Source organism: Streptomyces sp. S465 (genome assembly GCF_026898115.1).
GTDB lineage: Bacteria > Actinomycetota > Actinomycetes > Streptomycetales > Streptomycetaceae > Streptomyces > Streptomyces luomodiensis.
On the sequence record NZ_CP114036.1, the window covers coordinates 3,039,490 to 3,059,697 of the forward strand.

Here is a 20,208-nt window from a genome sequence, read left to right on the forward strand (position 1 = left end):
CCTCTGATCCGTTTTTTCACCTTTTTCGCAGCTCCTGCGTTTCCGCGTACCCGCTCAATTCTGGCTGTGCTTTTCTTTCCTCCTTTTCGTTTCCCTCGGAGAGGCTGGTGCCCTTGGCGTCGGCAGTGTTTGCTCACCGGATCTTCGACCAATTTCGGCAGCCCCAGCGGCCCGCGGATCCTCCGCGCTGGTGCGCCCGGTGGCGACGCCGACCACACGGACGCCTGCACCCAGCCCACCCGCACATCTGATGGCGTCCCCGACCGCGACTTCCGCACTTACCTGGGGGCACCCGAGTGCGGTACGCACCAGCTCCGGGCGCCCGTCAGCCAGTCCGTGGCTGCCCGGCCTGCTGGGAGACACGCTGCCCCGACCCTGCTCAGTGCTTGTACTTGGCTGACGTCCCGAGACCCCCAACCGGGATCGGCTGGGGGTCTTTTCGCTGGTGGGCGCAGACGGATTCGAACCGCCGACATCTGCCTTGTAAGAGGGCATTTCATTTGGTGAGTCTGCGGTGGCATACGAGGGTTACCGCGATGGCGGTAAAGGCGAGGAAGTCCTCGGGCTTGCGCTCGTACCGGCAGTGGAGACGTCGGCATCCCGACAGCTAGGACACCGTCCGTTCCACAACCCAGCGGTGTCGGCCCAGGCGCTGGGAAGACTCGGTGCCCTTTCGGGCAATGCTGTGGGGGATCTGACGTAAGGAGAGCCATCGCCGCAGGTGGGAGTAGTCGTAGCCCTTGTCGCCGTGGAGCTTGGCGGGCCGTCGGCGCCGGGGGCCGCGGCGGGAGCGCATGGGTGGGATGCCTCGGGCCAGCGGTATGAGGGCCTGACTGTCGTGAAGGTTGGCGGCGGAGATACCGAGTGAGAGGGGCAGGCCCTGGCGGTCGACGATCAGATGGATTTTCGATCCGTTCTTGCCGCGGTCGGTCGGATTCGGTCCCGTCAGCCGCCCCCTTTGAGGGCGCGGACACTGACGGAGTCGATCGCGCACCGCGACCAGTCCAGCTCACCGCGGGAGCCGAGCTCGTCGAGGACCAGGCGGTGGAGCTTGGCCCACACCCTCGCCTCGGTCCACTCGGTGAACCGGCGGAACGCGGTCACTCCCGAAGGGCCGAAGCCCGGGGGCAGCTGGTTCCATGTACAGCCTGAGGTGGCCACGAAGATGATCGCGGCCAGTACCTCCCGATTCCCGTGCCGACGCCGGCCGCCGCCTTGCGGTCGCTCCGGCGCAGGTGGCACCACTCGCTCGAACAACTCCCACAGACCGTCCGGAGCCATCCGCTCAACAAGCGAAGAAGTCACCACACCAGACTGCCGCAAGATCACACCAAACGAAATGGCCTCTAGAGCCAGCAGCTCCTCCAGTCCCGTCACTCCGGACGGAGCCGGCGAAATCCGCACAGTCGGCCGGGGCCAGGAACACGCTACCGACGCCGCCCTCAAGCGGGTCCGGGACCACTGCGCCATTCAGGGGTTGGAGATCCTGCGCATCGAGAACCTCGACGACCAGTATCCGGAGGACCAGCGGTCGAACTTCGCGCTGCTCCGCTTCTTCATCGCCAGACCGGAAGGACCGGACGTCTCCCAGTGGGGCCCGTCTGCCGCTGCCCGTCCCCGGTCCGGGGGCGGCTCACGAGGTCGCGCCGAGCGGCGATCTTCCCAGCGGGCCGGAAAGCTGCGTAGCCGCTCACGGCCACCGTCTGGGCCACTGTGCGACCCTCTGGGCCACTGTAGGGCCACTTGATCTTGGGCTGGCCGAGTGAACGGGAGCCACCGCGTCGGCGCGGCGGCTCCCGCTTTCGCGTCTGCGCAGGTCAGGATGGTTCTGCCCGCGTAGTGCGACTGGTGGGGCGGGTGGGACTCGAACCCACGGCCGACGGATTATGAGTCCGCTGCTCTAACCGGCTGAGCTACCGCCCCGTAACGGCGCGTCGTACACATCTGCGCACGCCGTCTGCCGCAGCATAGCCGCTCATACGATCTGCTGCTTCGGAGGATCGGTGATGAGCGCCTCCATGGCTTCGATCATGACGTAGATCACGCCCGGCGGGGCCCGGAAATGAAAAAGGACCCCTCAAGGGGTCCTCCTCCCTGCTCCCCCGACTGGACTCGAACCAGTAACCCTCCGGTTAACAGCCGAATGCTCTGCCAATTGAGCTACAGGGGACCGAGCTCCCCCGACTGGACTCGAACCAGTAACCTGCCGGTTAACAGCCGGCTGCTCTGCCAATTGAGCTACAGGGGATTGCTCCGTGTGCCGCGACCGTGGCCCCGTCCGGGGCTCCCGGACGGCGTTCGCTCGCTGCGACACATACATTAGCGCAAGCAGGGGGGTGCTCCGCCAATCGGTATGGCCGCGTCAGTCCTCGGGCGGTCCTCGGCCGATCCAGGGATGATCTTCTATGTGATCGTGGGTGATCTGCGGCGCGGGCGGGTAGGCGTGCGGCACGACCCCGGGGTCCAGATGTGAAGGACAGCGAGAAGGGCAGGTCGATGCGCTACCGGCTGACGTTCATCACCGGGATGGCTGTGGGTTACGTACTGGGCACGCGAGCCGGCCGCGAGCGGTACGAACAGCTGCGGGAGTGCGCGCAGAAGTTCGCACGGAACCCGGCCGTCCGCAATACCGCCGAGTCGGCCGCGCAGGGAGGCCGGCAGGCCGCCGTGCGCGCCCTGGACAAGGTGCGGCCGCTGCGCGAGAAGATCGGGCAGCGCGAGGCCCGCACCGGGACCGAGGACGACTGGGGCACCAGCAACACCTGACGGCGGCGGTGGCATGATCTGATCCATGGGGATAGTCGCCGGGTTGGACAGTTCGTCCGACAGCACACGAATCGTCGTCTGTGACACCGATACGGGTGCCGTGATCAAACAGGGGTACGCCCCGCACGCGGCCGGCGCCACCGGCGACGTGGATCCGCAGGCGTGGCTGATCTCCCTCGGTGAGGCCGCCGAGGGCGGGCTGCTCGAGGGGGTCCAGGCCATCGGCGTCTCGGCGCAGCAGCACGGGCTGCTGGCGCTGGACGCGGGCGGGGTGCTGGTGCGCCCCGCGTTGATGGGCAACGACAAGCGCGCGCAGTCCGCGGCCGCCGACCTCACCGAGGCGCTCGGCGGCCGCACCGCGTGGGCCCAGGCCGTCGGCGCCCTGCCGACCGCCTCGCAGCCGGTGGCCAAGCTGCGCTGGCTGACGCGGAACGAGCCGGAGGCGGCGCACCGCGTGGCCGAACTGATGCAGCCGCACGACTGGCTGGTGTGGCAGCTGCTGGGGCGGCCGGTGCGGCGGACGACCGACCGCGGCACGGCCTCCAGCAGCGGCTACTGGTCGGCGGCGACCGGCTCCTGGCGTCCCGACCTGGTCCAGCTGGCCCTCGGTCACCAGGTGCGGCTGCCGGAGGTCATCGGCCCGGCCGACGCCGCCGGGCACACCCCCGAGGGGCTGCTGATCTCCGCCGGGACGGGCGAGACCATGGCCGCCGCCTTCGGGCTCGGGGTCGGGGTCGGCGACGCGGTGATCTCGCTGGGCGCCTCCGGCTCGGTCTTCTCCATTCACCACGAGGCGCTGGCCGACCCGACCGGCACGATCCTGTCGTACGCGGACGCCACCGGGATGCACCTGCCGGTGGTGCACACGCTCAACGCGGTCCGGACGCTGCGCGGTACGGCGGAACTGCTCGGCACGGACCTCGAGGGGCTCTCCGCGCTCGCGATGAAGTCCACCCCGGGGTCGTACGGGCTGGTGCTGCTGCCGTATCTGGAGGGCGAGCGGACCCCGCATCTGCCGCATACGGCCGGCACGCTGACCGGGCTGCGGCGCGAGTCGATGAAGCCCGAGCACCTGGCGCGGGCCGCGTTCGAGGGGATGCTGTGCGGGCTCGCGGACGCGCTGGACGTGCTGCGCGGACGCGGCGTCCAGGTGCGGCGCGTCTTCCTGCTCGGGCCCGCGGCCGATCTCCAGGCCGTCCGCGCGATCGCGCCCGCGCTGCTGGGGGCGCAGGTCGTGGTGCCCCAGCCCGCCGACTACGCCGCCCTCGGCGCGGCCCGCCAGGCCACGTGGGCACTGGGCGTCGCGCACGGCACCCAGTCACCGCACGAGCCGCCGCGCTGGCCGGCCGCGGCAAGCCAGGTCTTCGAACCGGGCGACGACCTGCCGGTGGGCCAGGCGGTGCGGCAGCAGTACGTGGCGGTGCGGGAACAGACCCACCCCGGCGCCTTCGAGGCGGCGACCGGTGGGCACGAGCACCACGCGGACGGCCAGGTGCCCCCCGCCGGCGGGTACGAGACCGGAACCTGAGGCCGCCCCCCGGCCCGTGCGGTCCGACGTACACGGCGGAGCTTCTGGCGCGGCCCGGCGTGTGCGCAGCGCGCGGCCTGGCGCGGCCGCGGCCAGCGCAGCACGGCCCGTACGTCGCGGGGCCGTGCGCGGCACAGGGGGTTTGCGCGCGGCGCGGCCCGTACGCGGCCCGGCCTGGCGCGGCGCGGCCTCCGCACGAACCCGGTCTGCGCGCGATGTGGTCTGTGCACGGTTCTGCCTCGCACGACGCGGCCTGTGCACGGTTCTGCCTGTGCGCGGCCCGACCTGTACGCAGCACGATCTACGCACGGCCCAACCCGTGCGCGGCCCCGCCCGTACGTCGGCCAACCCGTGCGCGGCGTGGGCCGTACACGACCCAACCCGTGCGCGGCGCGGCTTCTGGCGCGGGTCGGTGTGTGCGCGGCCCAAGCGCGGACGACCTGCGCGCGGCCCGACCCAGCACGACGCGGCCTCTACGCGGCGCAGCCTGCGCGACGGCCTCACCCATACGCGGCGCGGCCCGCGTGTCGGCCCCGCCCGTACGTCGGCCAACCCGTGCGCGGCGTGGGCCGTACACGACCCAACCCGTGCGCGGCGCGGCTTCTGGCGCGGGTCGGCGTGTGCGCGGCCCAAGCGCGGACGACCTGCGCGCGGCCCGACCCAGCACGACGCGGCCTCTACGCGGCGCAGCCTGTGCGACGGCCTCACCCATACGCGGCGCGGCCCGCGTATCGGCCCATACGCGGCGTGGCCCGTGCGCGGCCCCACCCGTACACCGGCCGACCCATACGCGGCGTGGCCCGTGTGTCGGTCCCGCCCGTACGCCGGCCAACCCATACGCGGCGCGGCCCGTGCGCGGCCCCACCCATACGCCGGCCAACCCATACGCGGCGTGGCCCGTGTGCGGCCCCGCCCGTACGCCGGGCGACCCGTGCGGGGCGTGGGCCGTGTGGGCGGGGCTAGTCCAGGTAGCCGCGGAGCTGGTCGGCGAAGGCGTGGTCGCGGAGTTTGTTGAGCGTCTTCGACTCGATCTGGCGGATGCGCTCGCGCGTCACCCCGAAGATCCGGCCGATCTCCTCCAGCGTGCGGGGGCGGCCGTCGGCCAGTCCGTAGCGCAGCTGCACCACTTTGCGTTCGCGTTCGCCGAGCGTCGACAGGACGGCCTCCAGATGCTCGCGGAGCAGCAGGAAGGCCGCGGACTCCACCGGGGAGGCGGCGTCGCCGTCCTCGATGAGGTCGCCGAGGGCCACATCGTCCTCCTCGCCCACCGGCGCGTGGAGGGACACCGGCTCCTGGGCCAGCCGCAGCACCTCGCTCACCCGCTCCGGGGGGAGGTCGAGATGGGCGGCGACCTCCTCGGGGGTGGGTTCGTAGCCGCGCTCCTGGAGCATCCGGCGCTGGACCCGGATCACCCGGTTGATCAGCTCGACGACGTGCACCGGGACCCGGATGGTCCGGGCCTGGTCGGCCAGGGCGCGGGACATGGCCTGGCGGATCCACCAGGTCGCGTACGTCGAGAACTTGTACCCGCGGGCGTAGTCGAACTTCTCGACCGCGCGGATCAGGCCCAGATTGCCCTCCTGGACCAGGTCGAGCATGGTCAGGCCACGGCCGACATAGCGCTTGGCGACGGAGACGACGAGGCGCAGGTTGGCCTCGATCAGACGGCGCTTGGCCATCCGGCCCAGGACCACCAATCGGTCCAGGTCCACGGCGAGCTGGGAGTCGAGGTCGGGGGTGGTGCCGAGCTTCTCCTCGGCGAAGAGACCCGCCTCGACCCGGCGGGCCAGCTCGACCTCCTCGGCCGCGGAGAGCAGGGGGATCCGGCCGATTTCGCGGAGGTACTGGCGGAAGAGGTCGGCGGAGGGGCCGCTGGTGTCGGCGCGGACGGTCGGCTCGATCGATTCGGTCGATTCGGTCGGCTCGATCGATTCGGTCGGTTCGATCGATTCGGTCGGCTCGATCGATTCGGTCGGCTCGGCCGGTTCGGTCGGCTCGGTGAGGTTGGCCGACTCTGCGGGGCCGGTCGACTCTGCGGGGTCCGCTTCGGGGTCGGGTGTCTGGTCGGCGCCGGGCCGGTGCGGGGACTTGGGGCGCGGTGGCGCCGCGAGGGCCGTGTCGGTGAGGGTCTGGGTCTGCACGGGGGCGACCTCCAGGGTGATCGCTGCTGAGGGGGCAGAACGATCGGGTACGGCACGGCGGCCGCGCCGCCGTCCGTCCCGTACATCATGAGCGGATCTGCGAGGGATTCCGGCCCTACCCGGCCAACACCGCCGCGCTCCGAAGACTCAGGCACCGCACCCAGTGTGGAGTACGACACAGGCCCGCCACGAGGGGCGTGCGGGCACTTTTTGCGCAGCGGCCCGTGACCGTACGACTACCCGGCGGCTACGCCCGTCCCCGCCGTCCGCTCCGTCCGCCGCGCGCCCGCGCGCCCGTTCGCCCCGCGGGGCCGCCTACAGGGCGGCCGCGCCCCGGTCGCGCAGGGACTGGCCGTACTGCTGGAGCACCCACAACTCGTTCTGCACCGCGGCCAGATGGGCGGGGTCCGCGTGCTGCCCCAGGCGCTGGAGGGTGCCCCGCACCTCGGTCACGCGCTGATTGACCGCGGCCAGCCGCACGGCCACCAACTGCACGCCCGCGTACGCCTCGTCCGGGTCGCGGCGGGTGTGCGGCGGCTCGACGGCGAGCTCGGTGACCATGGCGCGCACCGTGTCGTCGGGCGCCGCCTCCCGGACCCGGGCGAGATAGTCGGCGTCGGCGGCGGTCGTGCCGCCCGCGTCCTCGATGGCGCGGCGCACCGCCGCGTACGGCGGGGCGGTGAACTCGTCGATGCCGTAGGCGTCGAAGGCCGGGGAGACCAGCTCGGGGCGCTGGAGCGCGAGCTTGAGCAACTCGCGCTCGACGCGGTGGGCGGGACTGCGCAGATTCAGCGCCGGCCCGCGGGGGACCGACGGCGCGCCCCCCGCGCCAGGACCGCCAGAGCCGCCAGGACCGCCGGGTCCGCCCCCCGTGCCTCCGTGGCCTCCCGGACCGCCCCGGCCGCCGTACCGGGGCCCGCCCGGACCGCCGCCCCGCTGGTCGCCGCGGCCACCGTGGTCCGGGCCGCCCTGCTGCCTGCTGCGGGCCAGCCCGCGCACCCGGCGGATGATCGACTGCTCCTCCGCCTGGCTGGCGATGCCGACCATCCCGATCAGCCGGATCGCATAGCGGTCCCGCAGCCCCGGGTTCTTGATCGCCGCGACCACCGGCACCGCCTCGTCGACCGCGGCGATGCGCCCCTCCTCGGTGTCCAGGTTGTAACGGGAGACGATCGAGGTCAGCGCGAAGGCGAACAGCGGCGTCCGGCTGTCGACCAGGGCCGTCACGGCCTCGTCGCCGCGGGCCAGGCGGAGTTCGCACGGGTCCATCCCGTCGGGCGTGATCGCGATGGAGGTCTCGGCGGCGAACCGCTGGTCGTCCTCGAAGGCGCGCAGCGCCGCCTTCTGCCCGGCCGCGTCGCCGTCGAAGGTGAAGACGACCTCCGCCCCCGCGTTGTCCATCAGCAGCCGGCGGAGGATCTTGATGTGGTCGCCGCCGAAAGAGGTGCCGCAGGTGGCGATGGCGGTGGTGACCCCCGCGAGATGGCAGGCCATGACGTCCGTGTAGCCCTCGACCACCACGGCCCGGCTGGTCTTGGCGATCTCCTTCTTGGCGAGGTCGATGCCGTAGAGGACCTGGGACTTCCGGTAGAGGGGGGTCTCGGGGGTGTTGAGGTACTTGGGGCCGTTGTCGTCGTCGCGCAGCTTGCGGGCGCCGAAGCCGACGACCTCTCCGGAGATGTCCCGGATCGGCCACATCAGCCGGCCCCGGAAGCGGTCGATGGGGCCGCGCCGGCCCTCCTGGGCGAGCCCGGAGAGGATCAGCTCCTTGTCGGTGAAACCGCGGCCGCGCAGAAAGCGCACCAGGTGGTCCCAGCCGGCCGGGCTGTAGCCGACGCCGAAGTGGTGCGCCGCGGCCTGGTCGAAGCCGCGCTGGGCCAGGAAGGTGCGGCCGATCTCCGCCTCGGGGCTCTCCAACTGCTCGATGTAGAACTGCGCGGCCACCTTGTGGGCCTCGACCAGACGGGTGCGCTCGCCCTGCTGGCGGCCGGGGGTGTAGCCGCCCTCCTCGTAGCGCAGGGTGATCCCGGCCTGGGAGGCCAGCCGCTCGATGGTCTCGGCGAAGGAGAGGTGGTCGATCTTCATGATGAAGTCGACGGTGTCGCCGCCCTCCTGGCAGCCGAAGCAGTAGTAGAGCCCCTTGCTGGGGCTGACCTGGAAGGACGGGGTCTTCTCGTCGTGGAAGGGGCACAGGCCCTTGAGATTGCCACCCCCCGCGTTGCGCAGCTGGAGGTATTCGGATACGACGGCGTCGATCGGGACCGCTGCCCGCACCGCCTTCACGTCGTCATCGTTGATCCTGCCTGCCACGCCCGAATTCTACGGCCGGGGTCCGACACGGCCGCCCGTGCCCGCCGGACCCCGGTGGAACGGTGCCCGGCGGCTACGGGAGCAGCGAGGTCAGCGGCACGGACGGGTCGGCCAGGGCCGCCGGGTCGAGCCGGCCGCCGCCGCGGATGAGCCGCTGGATCGGCTCGGTGACGTCCCAGACGTTGACGTTCATCCCGGCGAGCAGGCGGCCGTCGTTCAGCCAGAAGGCGATGAACTGCCGCTTGCCGACGTCGCCGCGCACCAGCACCTGGTCGTAGCTGCCGGGCGGGGCGTAGCCGGAGTACTCCAGGCCGACGTCGTACTGGTCGGAGAAGAAGTACGGGACCCGGTCGTACGCGACGTCCTGGCCGAGCATGGCGCGGGCCGCCGCCGGGCCGCCGTTGAGCGCGTTGGCCCAGTGCTCGACGCGCAGCCGGGCGCTCGCGGGCAGGGCGGCCCGTACCGGGCTGCCCTCGAGGAACGCGAGCGGGGAGGAGGCGACGTCGCCCGCCGCGAAGATGTCCGGGTCGCTGGTGCGCAACGAGGCGTCGACCGCGATGCCGCCGCCCGCCGCGCGGTCCACCACCTCAAGACCCGCGGCCTCGGCGAGGGCGGTGCGCGGGGCGGCGCCGATGGCGGCCAGCACGCTGTGGGCGGGGTGCTCCTCGCCGTCGTCGGTGAGGGCGGCCAGCACCATGCCGTCCTGGCCGGTGATCTCGGTGAGGCGGACGCCGAAGCGGAACCGGACGCCGTGCTCGCCGTGCAGATCGGCGAAGAGGGCGCCCAGCTCGGGGCCGAGCACGGGGTGGAGCGGGGTGGGCTCGGGCTCGACGACGGTCACCTCGGCGCCGTAGCCGCGGGCGGCGGCCGCGACCTCGAGGCCGATCCAGCCCGCGCCCGCGATGACCAGCTGGCCGTTGTCCCGGCCGAGGGCGGCCAGGACGCCCTTCAGCCGCTCGGCGTGGGCGAGCCGGCGCAGATGGTGCACCCCGGCCAGGCCGGTGCCGGGGATGTCGAGGCGGCGCGGCTCGGCGCCGGTGGCCAGCAGCAGCCGGTCGTAGTAGACGCGGGTGCCGTCGCCCAGGGTCACGGCCTTGGCGGCCCGGTCCAGGTGGACGGCGGGCTGGCCGAGGTGGAGTTCGATATCGGCCTGGGCGTACCAGGCGGGCTCATGGACGAAGACGCTGTCGCGCTCCTGGCCGCCGGTGAGGAAGCCCTTGGACAGCGGGGGCCGCTCATAGGGGTGGTCGCGCTCGTCACAGATGAGGATCACCCGCCCGGTGAATCCCTCCGCTCGAAGGGTTTCCGCGGCTTTCGCCCCGGCCAGGCCCCCTCCGACGATGACGAACGTCTGGTGTGCGTCGACCACTTGTGTCCTCCTCGCTGCCGAGCGGTGCCGAGCAGTGCCTTTCGTGAACAGGTGTGCTGTGCGGGCTGTGTGTGCTGTGCGGGCTGTTTCCTATGGGAGCCTCCCGCACCGCGCGTGCGTCCGGAAGGGCCGGTACGCCGGACGTGTGCGCCCAGCCGTACCCAGCGGGCGGCGGCTCAACCGGTGAGACGGGCGTGGAGCCGGCGGGCCGAGGTGTCGGTCAGGGAGGCGATCTGGTCGACGATCGCCCGCAGCCGGCCCCGGTCGTCCCCGGCCGCGTCGAAGAGCGCCCGGAACTGGGGGTCCAGGCCGTCGGGGGCGCGGGCGATCAGCGCCTCGCCCAGCTCGGCGATGACGACGCGCTGATCGGCGCGGACCAGCTCCTGATCGGCGCGCTGGATGACATAGCGGTCGGCCACCGCCTTGAGGACCGCGCACTCCAGACGGACGGCGCGGGGAACGACCAGCTCGGCGCGGTAGCGGGTGAAGCGGCCGGTGCCGTACGCCGCGCGGGTGGCGCGCTCGGCGGCCAGGCAGAAGCGGCCGATGAGCTGGCTGGTGGCGTCCTTGAGGCGGGCCTGGGCGACGGACGAGCCGTCGTAGCCGTGCGGCCACCACTCCTGGTCCAGCAGCCGGTCCAGCGCCTCGGCCAGCTCCGCGGGCTCGGCCCCCGGGGCGTAGCGGTCGGCGGCGACGGCGAAGACCTCGCGCCGCTCGGGCTCGGAGAGCAGGCGCGCGGGGTCGAGATGGCCGGCGTGCAGCCCGTCCTCCACGTCGTGGACCGAGTAGGCCACATCGTCGGACCAGTCCATGACCTGGGCCTCGAAGGTCGTACGGCCCTCGGGGGCGCCCTGCCGGTACCACCCGAAGACCGGGAGGTCGTCCTCGTAGACCCCGAACTTCGGGGAGCCGGGGGTGCGCGGATGGCCGCCGCGCGGCCAGGGGTACTTGATGGCGGCGTCCAGCGCGGCGCGGGTGAGGTTGAGGCCGACGCTCACCGGCTCGCCGGTCTCCCGGTCGGGCACGAACCGCTTCGGTTCGAGCCGGGCCAGCAGCCGCAGCGACTGCGCGTTTCCCTCGAAGCCGCCGCAGGGCTCGGCGATCTCGTTGAGCACCTGCTCGCCGTTGTGCCCGAACGGCGGATGGCCGAGGTCATGGGCGAGGCAGGCCATCTCCACCAGATCCGGGTCGCAGCCGAGGGCGGCCCCCAGCTCCCGGCCCACCTGGGCACACTCCAGGGAGTGGGTCAGCCGGGTGCGGGGCGTGGCGTCGAAGGCCGGGGCGCGCCCGGCCGGTCCGGGGTCGGCGGCCGGTGCGGCGGGCACCACCTGGGTCTTCCCGGCCAGTCTGCGCAGCGCGGCGGAGTGCAGCACCCGTGCCCGGTCCCGCTGGAAGGCGGTCCGGCCCGGCCGCTTGTCGGGCTCGGGCGCCCAGCGCTCGAGGTCCGCCGCGGCATAGCCGGGGATGCGGCGGGTGTCGGCCTCGGGGACACCGGTCGGGGGAACCGGATCCGGTCCGGCCGGTTCAGGGGGTGCGCTGCGGCTCATACACCGACGGTAGCCGCCGGGTGGGACACGGGCGCAGAGGCGAGGGCCTGTTCGTAACGGCGGAGTACGAGCCGTGCCACCGCGGGGTGGGCGCCGAGCGGGGCGGCCGCGACACCGGGGGCGGCGTGCGCGCACTGGGTGGCGAACCGGCCGGGTGCGGTGAAGTAGGAGGCGACCGCGATCCGGTCACGGCCGAGCGCGGCCAGGTCCCGTACCGCCTCGGGCACGGTGGGCCCGGAGCCGGAGGCGTAGCCGGGCAGCACGGGCACCCCGCCGAGCCGGGCGCTGAGCAGGGCGGCGGTCCGGGCCGCGTCGACCGCCGCGTCCGGGTCGCGGGAGCCCGCGGCGGCCAGGACGACACCCGCCCGGTGCGGGGCCGTGGCCGGCCGCCCGGCATGCGTGGGCCGCCGGCCGGTCCGGGTCGGCCCCGGCCCGGTCCGCCCAGGACTCCGGCCGGCCTGGGGCGGTGCCGGCCATCCGGCCTCCGCGAGCCGGGCGTGCAGCGCCTCGGCGAGCAGCGGGTCCGGGCCGAGCGGCGCGGCGATCCGGACGGAGAGATGGGGCGCGGCGGCGACGGCGGCCGGGATGTCCTGCTTGATGTGGTAGCCGCGGCCGAGGAGCAGCGGAACGAGCACGGCCGCACCGCGCAGCGCGGCCAGCGTGTCGGTCAGCAGCGGCTGGTTGAGCTCGATGTGGCCGAGACGTACGGGCAGTCCGGGCCTCAGTGCGCGGACGCGGTCCAGGAGGGCGGTCACGGTGCGCAGCGCCTCGGGGTTCCGGCTGCCGTGGGCCACGGCGACGAGCGTCGGCGGGCGGCCCACGGAGCGGCCGGAGGGGCCGGGGGCACCGGGGCCACTGGGAAAACCGGGAGGGGGCGACGCCGTCATGCCCAGAGCGTAGGCAGCGGCATATTGCGCCTCCGTTGCGTGGCCGTGACGGGTGGTTGCGGCGATTTCACCGGCCGCCGGGCGGCGCGCTGAGGTCCGGTTCCCGGGGCCGTAATACGAGGTGACGCGGGCCGTAACACGGCCGTAGCACGCTCTCCACATGGTGCACGTTCCCGAGGACCGCTCCCCCGCCGCCGACCCCGTCGACACGCACTGCCCTTACTGTTCGCTCCAGTGCGGTATGACGCTGCGGCCGGTGCCGCAGGGCGCAGGACCGGACGGCGCACCGGGCAGCGGACCGGACGGCGGACCGGGCGGCGGACCGGGCGGCGTCGAGGTCCTGGAACGCACCGCGTTCCCCGTCAACCGTGGCGCGCTGTGCGGCAAGGGCCGCACCGCGCCCGCCGTGCTCTCCTCCCGGGTGCGTCTGACCGAGCCGCTGGTCCGCCGCCCTGACTCCGGCCGGCTCGAACCGGCCACCTGGGAGGAGGCCCTCGACCGGATCGCCGAGGGCCTGGCCGCCACCGGCCGGGCGCACGGCCGCGACGCGGTGGGGGTCTTCGGCGGCGGCGGGCTGACGAACGAGAAGGCGTACGCGCTGGGGAAGTTCGCCCGGGTGGTGCTCGGCACCTCGCAGATCGACTACAACGGCCGGTTCTGCATGTCCTCGGCCGCCGCCGCGCACCAGCGGGCCTTCGGGCTGGACCGCGGGCTGCCGTTCCCGCTGGCGGACGTGGCCCGCACCGGATGCGTCATCCTCGTCGGCTCGAACCTGGCCGAGACCATGCCGCCCGCGCTGCGCTATCTGACCGAGCTGAAGGAGGCGGGCGGCCGGCTGATCGTGGTCGACCCCCGGCGCACCCGTACGGCGGAGCAGGCGGATCTGCATCTGGCGCCGCGCCCCGGCACCGACCTCGCGCTCGCGCTGGGGCTGCTGCACCTGGTGGTCGCGGAGGGCCGGGTGGACGAGGAGTTCGTCGAACGGCGCACCAGCGGCTGGCCCGAGGCACGGGCCGCCGCGATGGCCCACTGGCCGGAGCTGGTCGAGCGGATCACGGGCGTCCCGGTGCCCGAACTCCGTGCGGCGGTGGCGATGTTCTGCGACGCCGAGAACGCGATGGTACTGACCGCCCGGGGCCCCGAGCAGCAGTCGAAGGGCACCGACACCGTCGGCGCGTGGATCAACCTGTGCCTGGCCACCGGCCGCGCGGGCCGCCCGCTGTCCGGCTACGGCTGCCTGACCGGCCAGGGCAACGGCCAGGGCGGCCGCGAACACGGCCAGAAGGCCGACCAGCTGCCCGGCTACCGCAAGCTGGCCGACCCGGCCGCACGCGCCCATGTGGCGGCCGTGTGGGGCGTCGAACCCGATGCCCTCCCGGGGCCGGGGCGCAGCGCGTACGAGCTGCTGGACGCGCTCGGCCGGGACGTCCGGGCGCTGCTGCTGATGGGCTCCAACCCGCTGGTCTCCGCCCCGCGCGCGGCCCATGTGGAGGCCCGGCTGCGGTCGCTGGACTTCCTGGCGGTCGCCGACGTCGTGCTCTCGGAGACCGCCGCGCTCGCCGATGTGGTCCTGCCGGTGGCCCAGTGGGCCGAGGAGACCGGGACCATGACCAACCTGGAGGGCCGGGTCATCCTCCGCCGGGCGGCCCTCACCCCGCCGCCGGGCGTCCGGACGGACCTGTGGGTGCTGGGCGGGCTCGCGGCCCGGCTCGGCTGGGAGAAGGGGTTCCCGGCCGATGCGGAGGAGGTCTTCGAGGAGCTGCGGCGGGCCTCGGCCGGCGGCCCGGCGGACTACTCGGGCATCACCTACCGGCGGATCGCGGAGGAGGACGGGGTGTTCTGGCCCTGCCCGGAGAGCGCGGACGGCGCCGGTCCGCATCCCGGTACGCCACGGCTGTTCCTCGACCGGTTCGCCACGGAGGACGGGCGCGCCCGGTTCGTCCCGGTCGGCCACCGCCCGGCGGCCGAGGAGCCGGACGCGGAGTATCCGGTGGTGCTGACGACGGGCCGGGTGCTGGCCCAGTACCAGTCCGGCGCCCAGACCCGGCGCGTCACCGAACTCAACGAGGCCGCGCCCGCCCCCTACGTCCAGCTCCACCCGCTGCTCGCCGAGCGGCTGGGGGCGGACGAGGGCGCGCCCATCGCGGTGGTCTCCCGGCGCGGCCGCGCCGTGGCCCCGGCCCGCATCAGCCGGGACATCCGGCCGGACACGGTGTTCATGCCGTTCCACTGGGCGGGGCCGGGACGGGCCAACACGGTGACGAACCCGGCCCTGGACCCGGTGTCGCGGATGCCGGAGTTCAAGGTGTGTGCGGTGCGGCTGGAGGTGGCGGCAGAGGCGGAGGCAGCGGCGGAAGCGGCGCGGACGGAGGGCTGACCGTACCGCGGCGCGCCTCCGGCTGGGCTGCCCGCTGCCCGGCGTGGTCGGGTGCGGGTTTCGCCTCGCGCCGTCGGCACCGCCGCCGGGCGCCGGGCCGGTTGGTGTGGGCGCCGGTGGCGGCTTCCGTACGCGACGGCCGGGGCCCGGCCTAGCCCTCCAGCTCCGCCAGATACGCCGCCCGCGTCTCCTCGTCCAGGAAGGCGGCCCGGAAGGAGTTGCGGGCCAGCGTCCGCAGCGTGGCCTCGTCGAGGCCGAGCGCGTCCCGTACGGCGGTGACGTTGTCACCCAGGTAGCCGCCGAAGTAGGCGGGGTCGTCGGAGTTGACCGTCACCAGCAGGCCGGCGTCCAGCATCGCGGGCAGCGGGTGGTCCTCGAGGCTGTCGACGACGCGCAGCCGCACGTTCGACAGCGGGCAGACGGTCAGCGGGACCCGGTCCGCGACCAGCCGGGCCACCAGCGCCTCGTCCTCCAGGCAGCGCACCCCGTGGTCGATACGGTCCACGCCGAGGATGTCCAGCGCCTCCCACACATACGCGGGCGGCCCCTCCTCCCCCGCGTGCGCGACGCACTTCAGCCCGGCCTCCCGGGCCAGCGCGAACACCTCGCGGAACTTCGACGGCGGATTGCCCACCTCCGCCGAGTCCAGACCGACGGCGGCGATCCGGTCCAGGTGGGGGCGGGCCGCCTCGAAGGTCTCCAGGGCCGACGCGGCGCTCTCGTCGCGCAGGAAGCACATGATCAGGCGCGTGGTGATGCCGTACGTCCGCGGCGCCGCGTCCAGCGCGCGGCCGATGCCGCGGATGACCGTGCCGATGTCGACGCCGCGTGCGGTGTGCGCCTGGGGGTCGAAGAAGATCTCCGCATGCCGGACTCCCTGCTCACGGGCGCGGGCGAGATACGCGTCGGTGAGGTCGGCGAAGTCGTCCTCGGTGCGGAGCACGGTCATCAGCGCGTAGTACAGGTTCAGGAAGTCCTGGAGGTCGCTGAAGGAGTAGGCGGCCCGCAGCTCCTCCTGGGTGGCGTACGGCAGCGCGACCCCGTTGCGCTCGGCGAGCGCGAAGGCCAGATCGGGCTCCAGGGTGCCCTCGATATGGAGGTGGAGCTCTGCGGTGGGAATCGGCGGCACGGCTGGGATCACCTGCTGGTTTCAGTGGTACGGAAGAACTGGTCAAGGCTATGCGGGAGGGATGGATCACCCTTGTGGGGGTAATGCGAACGGAATACGGAAACCGCCGGGGGCCCGTCGCTACGGTGATCGAGACAGTACGCTCCGTAGCAGATGGAGGACACGGTGACCGCGATATTGGAGCGGCCAATGACTACTGAGACACCGGACGCCGAAGAGCCCCGAAAGGGATTCGACGCACTGCTCCGGACCACGGAGGAACTGGATACACCGGACGGCTACAAGGCCGAGCTCATCAGGGGGAAGATCGTCGTGTCGCCGTGGTCGGTGCTGCCATACCTGTGGCCCATGCGGGAACTCCGGCTGCGGCTGGAGCCCCATGCGCCCAAGGGGCATATCGCGGAGACATCGCCCTTCCTCTTCACCTTCCCCTCCGCCGAGCGGGCGTTCGGTCCGGACCTGTTCATCGCTGACGGCAAGGCCTTCCGGGGCGTCGAGGGGCGGCATGCCGATAGCGCGGCCCTGTCCCTCGTCGCCGAGTTCACGTCGGTCTCCACCCGGGATGTCGACTGGCAGGAGAAGCTCGAGGTCTACGGTCGCCATGTGCCGGTCTACCTGGTGGTGGACATGCAGGGCGAAGAGATCACGGCCTTCTGGGAGCCGTCGGACCATGGCTACCACGCACGGATGACCGTCCCGTTCGGCAAACCGCTGCCCATCCCCGCTCCGTTCGACTTCGAGCTCGACACGAATATCTTCCTGGAGACCGAGAAGTCCGACGAGGAGGAAACCGCCGAGTAGCCCGCCGCAACCGCCACCCCCCGCTTCCGCGTCACACAGCGCGACCGTGCCGGCGACGCGAAGGGGAGAGGGAACGCATGCTGGGGTGGGTGCGGAGGCGGTTGCCGAGGACGCGACGCGGGTGGCGGCGGCTGGTGCGGGCGAGCGTCCTCGTCTGCGTCCTGGCCCTGCTCCCCGCGACCTGGCTGCGGCTGAGCACGGACGACCGGCTGCATACGGTCGCGGATGTGCCCCCGGCCCCGGTGGGCGTGGTCTTCGGGGCGGGGCTGTGGAACGGGGAGCCGTCGCCGTATCTGGCGCACCGGCTGGACGCCGCCGTACGGCTCTACAAGGCCGGCCGGATACGTGTGCTGCTGGTCACGGGGGACAACAGCCGCGATGACTACGACGAGCCGGACGCGATGCGCGCGTATCTCGTCAAGCGCGGGGTCCCGGACCGGCGGATCGTGAGCGACTTCGCGGGGTTCGACACCTGGGACTCCTGTAGCCGGGCCCGGCGGGTCTTCGGGGTGCGCAAGGCGGTGCTGGTGAGCCAGGGGTTCCATATCCGCCGGGCGCTGGCGCTGTGCGGGGCGGCGGGGATCGACGCGTATGGGGTCGCGGTCGACGAGCCGCACGACGTGACCTGGTACTTCGGCGGGACCCGGGAGGTCCTGGCGGCGAGCAAGGCGGCTCTGGACGCGGCGTTCGAGCCCGATCCGCACTTCCTGGGGCCCCGCGAGCGGGGGATCGAGAAGGCGCTGGCGGACCGGGACTCCGGCTCCGGCTCCGGCTCCGGCTCCGGCTCCGGCTCCGGCTCCGGCTCCGGCTCCGGCTCCGGGTGATCGTCGCCGCTTCTCCGCCCGAGCCGTCGACCGGCCTCAGCCGATGGTCGTCTCCGACACCACCCACGCCAGATAGTCCTCGCTGCCGTTCACGATCGGCATCGCGATGACCTCGGGCGTCTCGTAGTCGTGCGCCTCGCGGATATGCGCCTCCAGCTCGTCGTAGCGCGCGGCGGTCGTCTTGAACAGCACCTGCCACTCGGCCGCCGTCTCGACCGTCCCCTCCCACCGGTACACGGATGTCACGGGCTGGCTGATCTGCGCACAGGCCGCCAGCCGGGCCTCGATCGCCCCCCTGGCCAGCGCCTCGGCCTTCTCGGGGGTGTCGGTGGTGGTCAGTACGGTCAGGTAGTCGGCCACTGCTGCGGTACCTCTCTCCACGGCGCGGCTGCACGGCGCGGCTGCGAACTGGCGCGTCCCACGGTAGCCGGTGAGGATTGAGGGAACCCGCCGACGATCAGACCGGACCGATCGAGGGGCACTCATGGATGACCTCACCACGCTCGCACGCCACCATCTGGACCAGGCGAAGGCCGATCCGCACGGGCGCAGCGCCCATCTGTTCCTGCATGACGGTCCGCTGCGGCAGAGCGTGATCGCCATGGTCTCCGGCTGCGAGCTCGATGAGCACAACGCCCCTCCGGCGGCCAGTCTCCAGGTGCTGCACGGGCATGTGCGGCTGACCGGCGGCGGTAACCGGCTGGATCTCATCGCGGGCCAGGTGCAGGAACTGCCGCACGAACGGCACGGGCTGCGCGCGCTGGAGGACTCGGTGGTGCTGCTGACCGCCGTGACCGCCACACCGGGCTGTCCCACCCCCTACGAGCAGGTGACCACCGCCTGACGGCCGCCGCGCGCCGCCCTAGGCCCCGCGGCCCTAGTCCCCGCCTCCGCCGCCCCCGCCGCCCCCGCAGGAGTGGTGGCCGCCGCCATGGCCCGCGCCGTGGTCGCCGCCGTGGCCCCAGCTCCACCAGGACGCGCCGTCCTGGGAGCCGGGGTGCGCGTCGATGTCGTTGTCCTCGGCCGCGGTGATGACGAGGCGCCGGCCCCAGTAGCCCAGCCCACCGCTCGCGACGGGCGTGGCGTCGCTGACGGTGCGGCCGCGCTCCCCGGCCGGGAGGGCGGTGAGGCCGTAGAAGGCGTAGGAGGGGAACGTCTCGTCCTGCTCGGCCGCCTCCAGGAGGCGCCGGCCCGCACGGGTGGGGCGGCGCCGGAGCGGGGTGAGCAGACCGCCGGCGGCGAGCCGACGTTGGATCTCCGCCACCTCCGGCCCGCCGCTCAGCGTGGTGCCGGCGGCGTCCACCCGCCTGGGGCGGCGGGCGCACAGCCCGACGAGCGCGCGCTCGAGGGGGTGGTCGGCCTGGTCGGCCTGTGCCTCCTGGAGCCGGACCCGGGCGCGCCGGATCGTGATGACGCCTCGCTCCTGGAGTGCGATGAAGACGGTCTGGACCACCCACGGCGGCCCGCCCACCAGATACGCGATGTCGTAGAGGTCCAGCGTCCGCGGCTCCGCCGAGGCCGGACGTCGGAACAAGGTCCCCATCGGAATGCCCCCGTCCATCCGAACTGCTTTATTACCGTCAGTTTTGTCCTTTCGATAAGCGATGAACCTGATGGGCGGCATTTCAGAGCGATATTTGAGGTTTCGCGATCGGTATGGCGCTTACGAGCGCGGTGGAAGCGCCGGCCACCGCCGGTGCTTCCACCGCGCGGCGCGTCAGGACGCCGTGTCGTGCAGGACGACGAACCGGCCGCGGGCCTCGCCGCCGTCCGGCAGCCGCCAGCCCGCGCTGACGTGGCCCCGGGCCCCGGTGGTCCCCGCGCCGGACTCCGGCCGGAGAACGCGCGCCACCTGGAGGGCCGGACCGCCGTCGCCCACTGTCAGGCGGGTGCCGTCCGGCCCGTTGGCCACGGCCGACGCCTCGGCGGCCCCGGCCGGGACGTCGAAACCGGCTCCGGCCACCTCGGCGGTGACGGAGGGGTCGGGGGTGTGGGAGACGCTCTGCGCCTGCGGTTCGGCACGGCCCTGGAGGAGCGCCAGCACCTGGGCGACGAACACCGGGTCGTGCGGCCCGTCGTACACCCAACGCCGGCCCAGCACTCCGTGCTCGGCCGTGCCGATGAGGGCCGGATCGGCCCCGTCGAGTGGCGCCGCGCGGTAGGTCATCGGCACGTGGTACCAGGCGGGCCGGTCGCCGGAGTCGTCCCGGACCACCATGAACTCGATCCCCACCTCGCCCTTCGGGTCGTCGAGCCGGAAGCCACCGGCCTTGGACAGCTCCGGAGCGCGCTGGGTGGCGGCGTACCACGGCTGCGCGGGCAGCCAGGTCGCGAGCAGCTCCAACTTGGTCGGAGTCAAGGTGGTCTTGTGGATGATCGACATGCCGGTGAGCGCCTTCCCTCGTCGTGTGTCCCCGGCCGCCGTCTACGGCCCAGGACAGCCACTGGCCGTAGGACAGTCTGCCGTGGGCGGGAAAGCCGCGTAAGGAAGACAGGACGGGTAAGGCGGGTAAGGCAGACGTGGGCGAG

The 20,208-nt window shown here is 73.1% G+C and carries 15 protein-coding genes, 3 tRNA genes and 1 pseudogene; 6 read left to right on the plus strand and 13 right to left on the minus strand.

Translation table 11 applies throughout. The annotated features are described in order from the left end of the window. Window positions 1–496 precede the first annotated feature (496 nt). The 4 genes and pseudogenes from N6H00_RS13210 to N6H00_RS13225 form a co-directional block, all read right to left on the minus strand. A pseudogene (locus N6H00_RS13210) lies at window positions 497–1,281 on the minus strand (IS5 family transposase). 565 nt (window positions 1,282–1,846) lie between these two features. Continuing rightward, window positions 1,847–1,923 (minus strand) — tRNA-Ile (locus N6H00_RS13215). Between the two features lie 174 nt (window positions 1,924–2,097). After that, window positions 2,098–2,170 (minus strand) — tRNA-Asn (locus N6H00_RS13220). Window positions 2,171–2,175: 5 nt separating this feature from the next. After that, a tRNA-Asn gene (locus tag N6H00_RS13225) sits at window positions 2,176–2,248 on the minus strand. A gap of 248 nt (window positions 2,249–2,496) precedes the next feature. Between N6H00_RS13225 and N6H00_RS13230 the strand changes: the two genes are divergently transcribed. After that, window positions 2,497–2,766, plus strand: coding sequence for a YtxH domain-containing protein (locus tag N6H00_RS13230; RefSeq protein WP_268976948.1), 270 nt, complete (start codon window positions 2,497–2,499; stop codon window positions 2,764–2,766). 25 nt (window positions 2,767–2,791) lie between these two features. Beyond that, window positions 2,792–4,294 (plus strand): FGGY family carbohydrate kinase, encoded by a 1,503-nt coding sequence (locus N6H00_RS13235; RefSeq protein ID WP_268971854.1) that lies wholly within the window; start codon window positions 2,792–2,794, stop codon window positions 4,292–4,294. 959 nt (window positions 4,295–5,253) lie between these two features. On the opposite strand, the gene N6H00_RS13240 is transcribed toward N6H00_RS13235, so the two are convergent. The 5 genes from N6H00_RS13240 to N6H00_RS13260 form a co-directional block, all read right to left on the minus strand. Continuing rightward, window positions 5,254–6,435 carry an RNA polymerase sigma factor gene (locus N6H00_RS13240; RefSeq protein WP_268971855.1) on the minus strand — a complete coding sequence of 394 codons (1,182 nt, stop codon included), beginning with the start codon at window positions 6,433–6,435 and terminating at the stop codon, window positions 5,254–5,256. Window positions 6,436–6,750: 315 nt separating this feature from the next. Beyond that, window positions 6,751–8,745, minus strand: coding sequence for a DNA primase (gene dnaG, locus N6H00_RS13245; protein WP_268971856.1), 1,995 nt, complete (start codon window positions 8,743–8,745; stop codon window positions 6,751–6,753). Window positions 8,746–8,818: 73 nt separating this feature from the next. Further along, on the minus strand, window positions 8,819–10,114 hold the full coding sequence (locus tag N6H00_RS13250; RefSeq protein WP_268971857.1) for an NAD(P)/FAD-dependent oxidoreductase: 1,296 nt from the start codon (window positions 10,112–10,114) through the stop codon (window positions 8,819–8,821). A gap of 176 nt (window positions 10,115–10,290) precedes the next feature. Then, window positions 10,291–11,661 carry a deoxyguanosinetriphosphate triphosphohydrolase gene (locus tag N6H00_RS13255; protein WP_268971858.1) on the minus strand — a complete coding sequence of 457 codons (1,371 nt, stop codon included), beginning with the start codon at window positions 11,659–11,661 and terminating at the stop codon, window positions 10,291–10,293. Beyond that, on the minus strand, window positions 11,658–12,548 hold the full coding sequence (locus N6H00_RS13260) for a sirohydrochlorin chelatase (protein WP_268971859.1): 891 nt from the start codon (window positions 12,546–12,548) through the stop codon (window positions 11,658–11,660). The genes N6H00_RS13255 and N6H00_RS13260 overlap by 4 nt, the downstream gene beginning before the upstream one ends. A gap of 160 nt (window positions 12,549–12,708) precedes the next feature. Here N6H00_RS13260 and N6H00_RS13265 point away from each other — a divergent pair, with 160 nt between their 5' ends. Next, window positions 12,709–14,925, plus strand: a complete 2,217-nt coding sequence (locus N6H00_RS13265; RefSeq protein ID WP_268971860.1) for a molybdopterin oxidoreductase family protein — start codon at window positions 12,709–12,711, stop codon at window positions 14,923–14,925. Between the two features lie 151 nt (window positions 14,926–15,076). Here the strand turns inward: N6H00_RS13265 and N6H00_RS13270 are convergent, their stop codons facing one another. After that, complete coding sequence (locus N6H00_RS13270) at window positions 15,077–16,054, minus strand: adenosine deaminase (protein WP_268971861.1); 978 nt, start codon at window positions 16,052–16,054, stop codon at window positions 15,077–15,079. A 189-nt stretch (window positions 16,055–16,243) separates the two neighbouring features. On the opposite strand from N6H00_RS13270, the gene N6H00_RS13275 reads away from it, so the two are divergent. Both N6H00_RS13275 and N6H00_RS13280 read left to right on the plus strand, forming a co-directional pair. After that, complete coding sequence (locus tag N6H00_RS13275; RefSeq protein WP_268971862.1) at window positions 16,244–16,855, plus strand: Uma2 family endonuclease; 612 nt, start codon at window positions 16,244–16,246, stop codon at window positions 16,853–16,855. A 77-nt stretch (window positions 16,856–16,932) separates the two neighbouring features. Beyond that, on the plus strand, window positions 16,933–17,679 hold the full coding sequence (locus N6H00_RS13280) for a SanA/YdcF family protein (RefSeq protein WP_268971863.1): 747 nt from the start codon (window positions 16,933–16,935) through the stop codon (window positions 17,677–17,679). Window positions 17,680–17,715: 36 nt separating this feature from the next. Here N6H00_RS13280 and cutA read toward each other — a convergent pair whose 3' ends face one another. After that, window positions 17,716–18,039, minus strand: coding sequence for a divalent-cation tolerance protein CutA (gene cutA, locus N6H00_RS13285; protein ID WP_268971864.1), 324 nt, complete (start codon window positions 18,037–18,039; stop codon window positions 17,716–17,718). Window positions 18,040–18,163: 124 nt separating this feature from the next. Here cutA and N6H00_RS13290 point away from each other — a divergent pair, with 124 nt between their 5' ends. Continuing rightward, window positions 18,164–18,523 carry a cupin gene (locus N6H00_RS13290; protein WP_268971865.1) on the plus strand — a complete coding sequence of 120 codons (360 nt, stop codon included), beginning with the start codon at window positions 18,164–18,166 and terminating at the stop codon, window positions 18,521–18,523. 33 nt (window positions 18,524–18,556) lie between these two features. On the opposite strand, the gene N6H00_RS13295 is transcribed toward N6H00_RS13290, so the two are convergent. Both N6H00_RS13295 and N6H00_RS13300 read right to left on the minus strand, forming a co-directional pair. Continuing rightward, entirely contained in the window at window positions 18,557–19,213 is a 657-nt protein-coding gene (locus tag N6H00_RS13295) for a TIGR04222 domain-containing membrane protein (RefSeq protein WP_268971866.1), read from the minus strand. A 183-nt stretch (window positions 19,214–19,396) separates the two neighbouring features. Then, window positions 19,397–20,062, minus strand: coding sequence for a maltokinase N-terminal cap-like domain-containing protein (locus tag N6H00_RS13300; RefSeq protein WP_268971867.1), 666 nt, complete (start codon window positions 20,060–20,062; stop codon window positions 19,397–19,399). Between the last annotated feature and the right edge of the window lie 146 nt (window positions 20,063–20,208).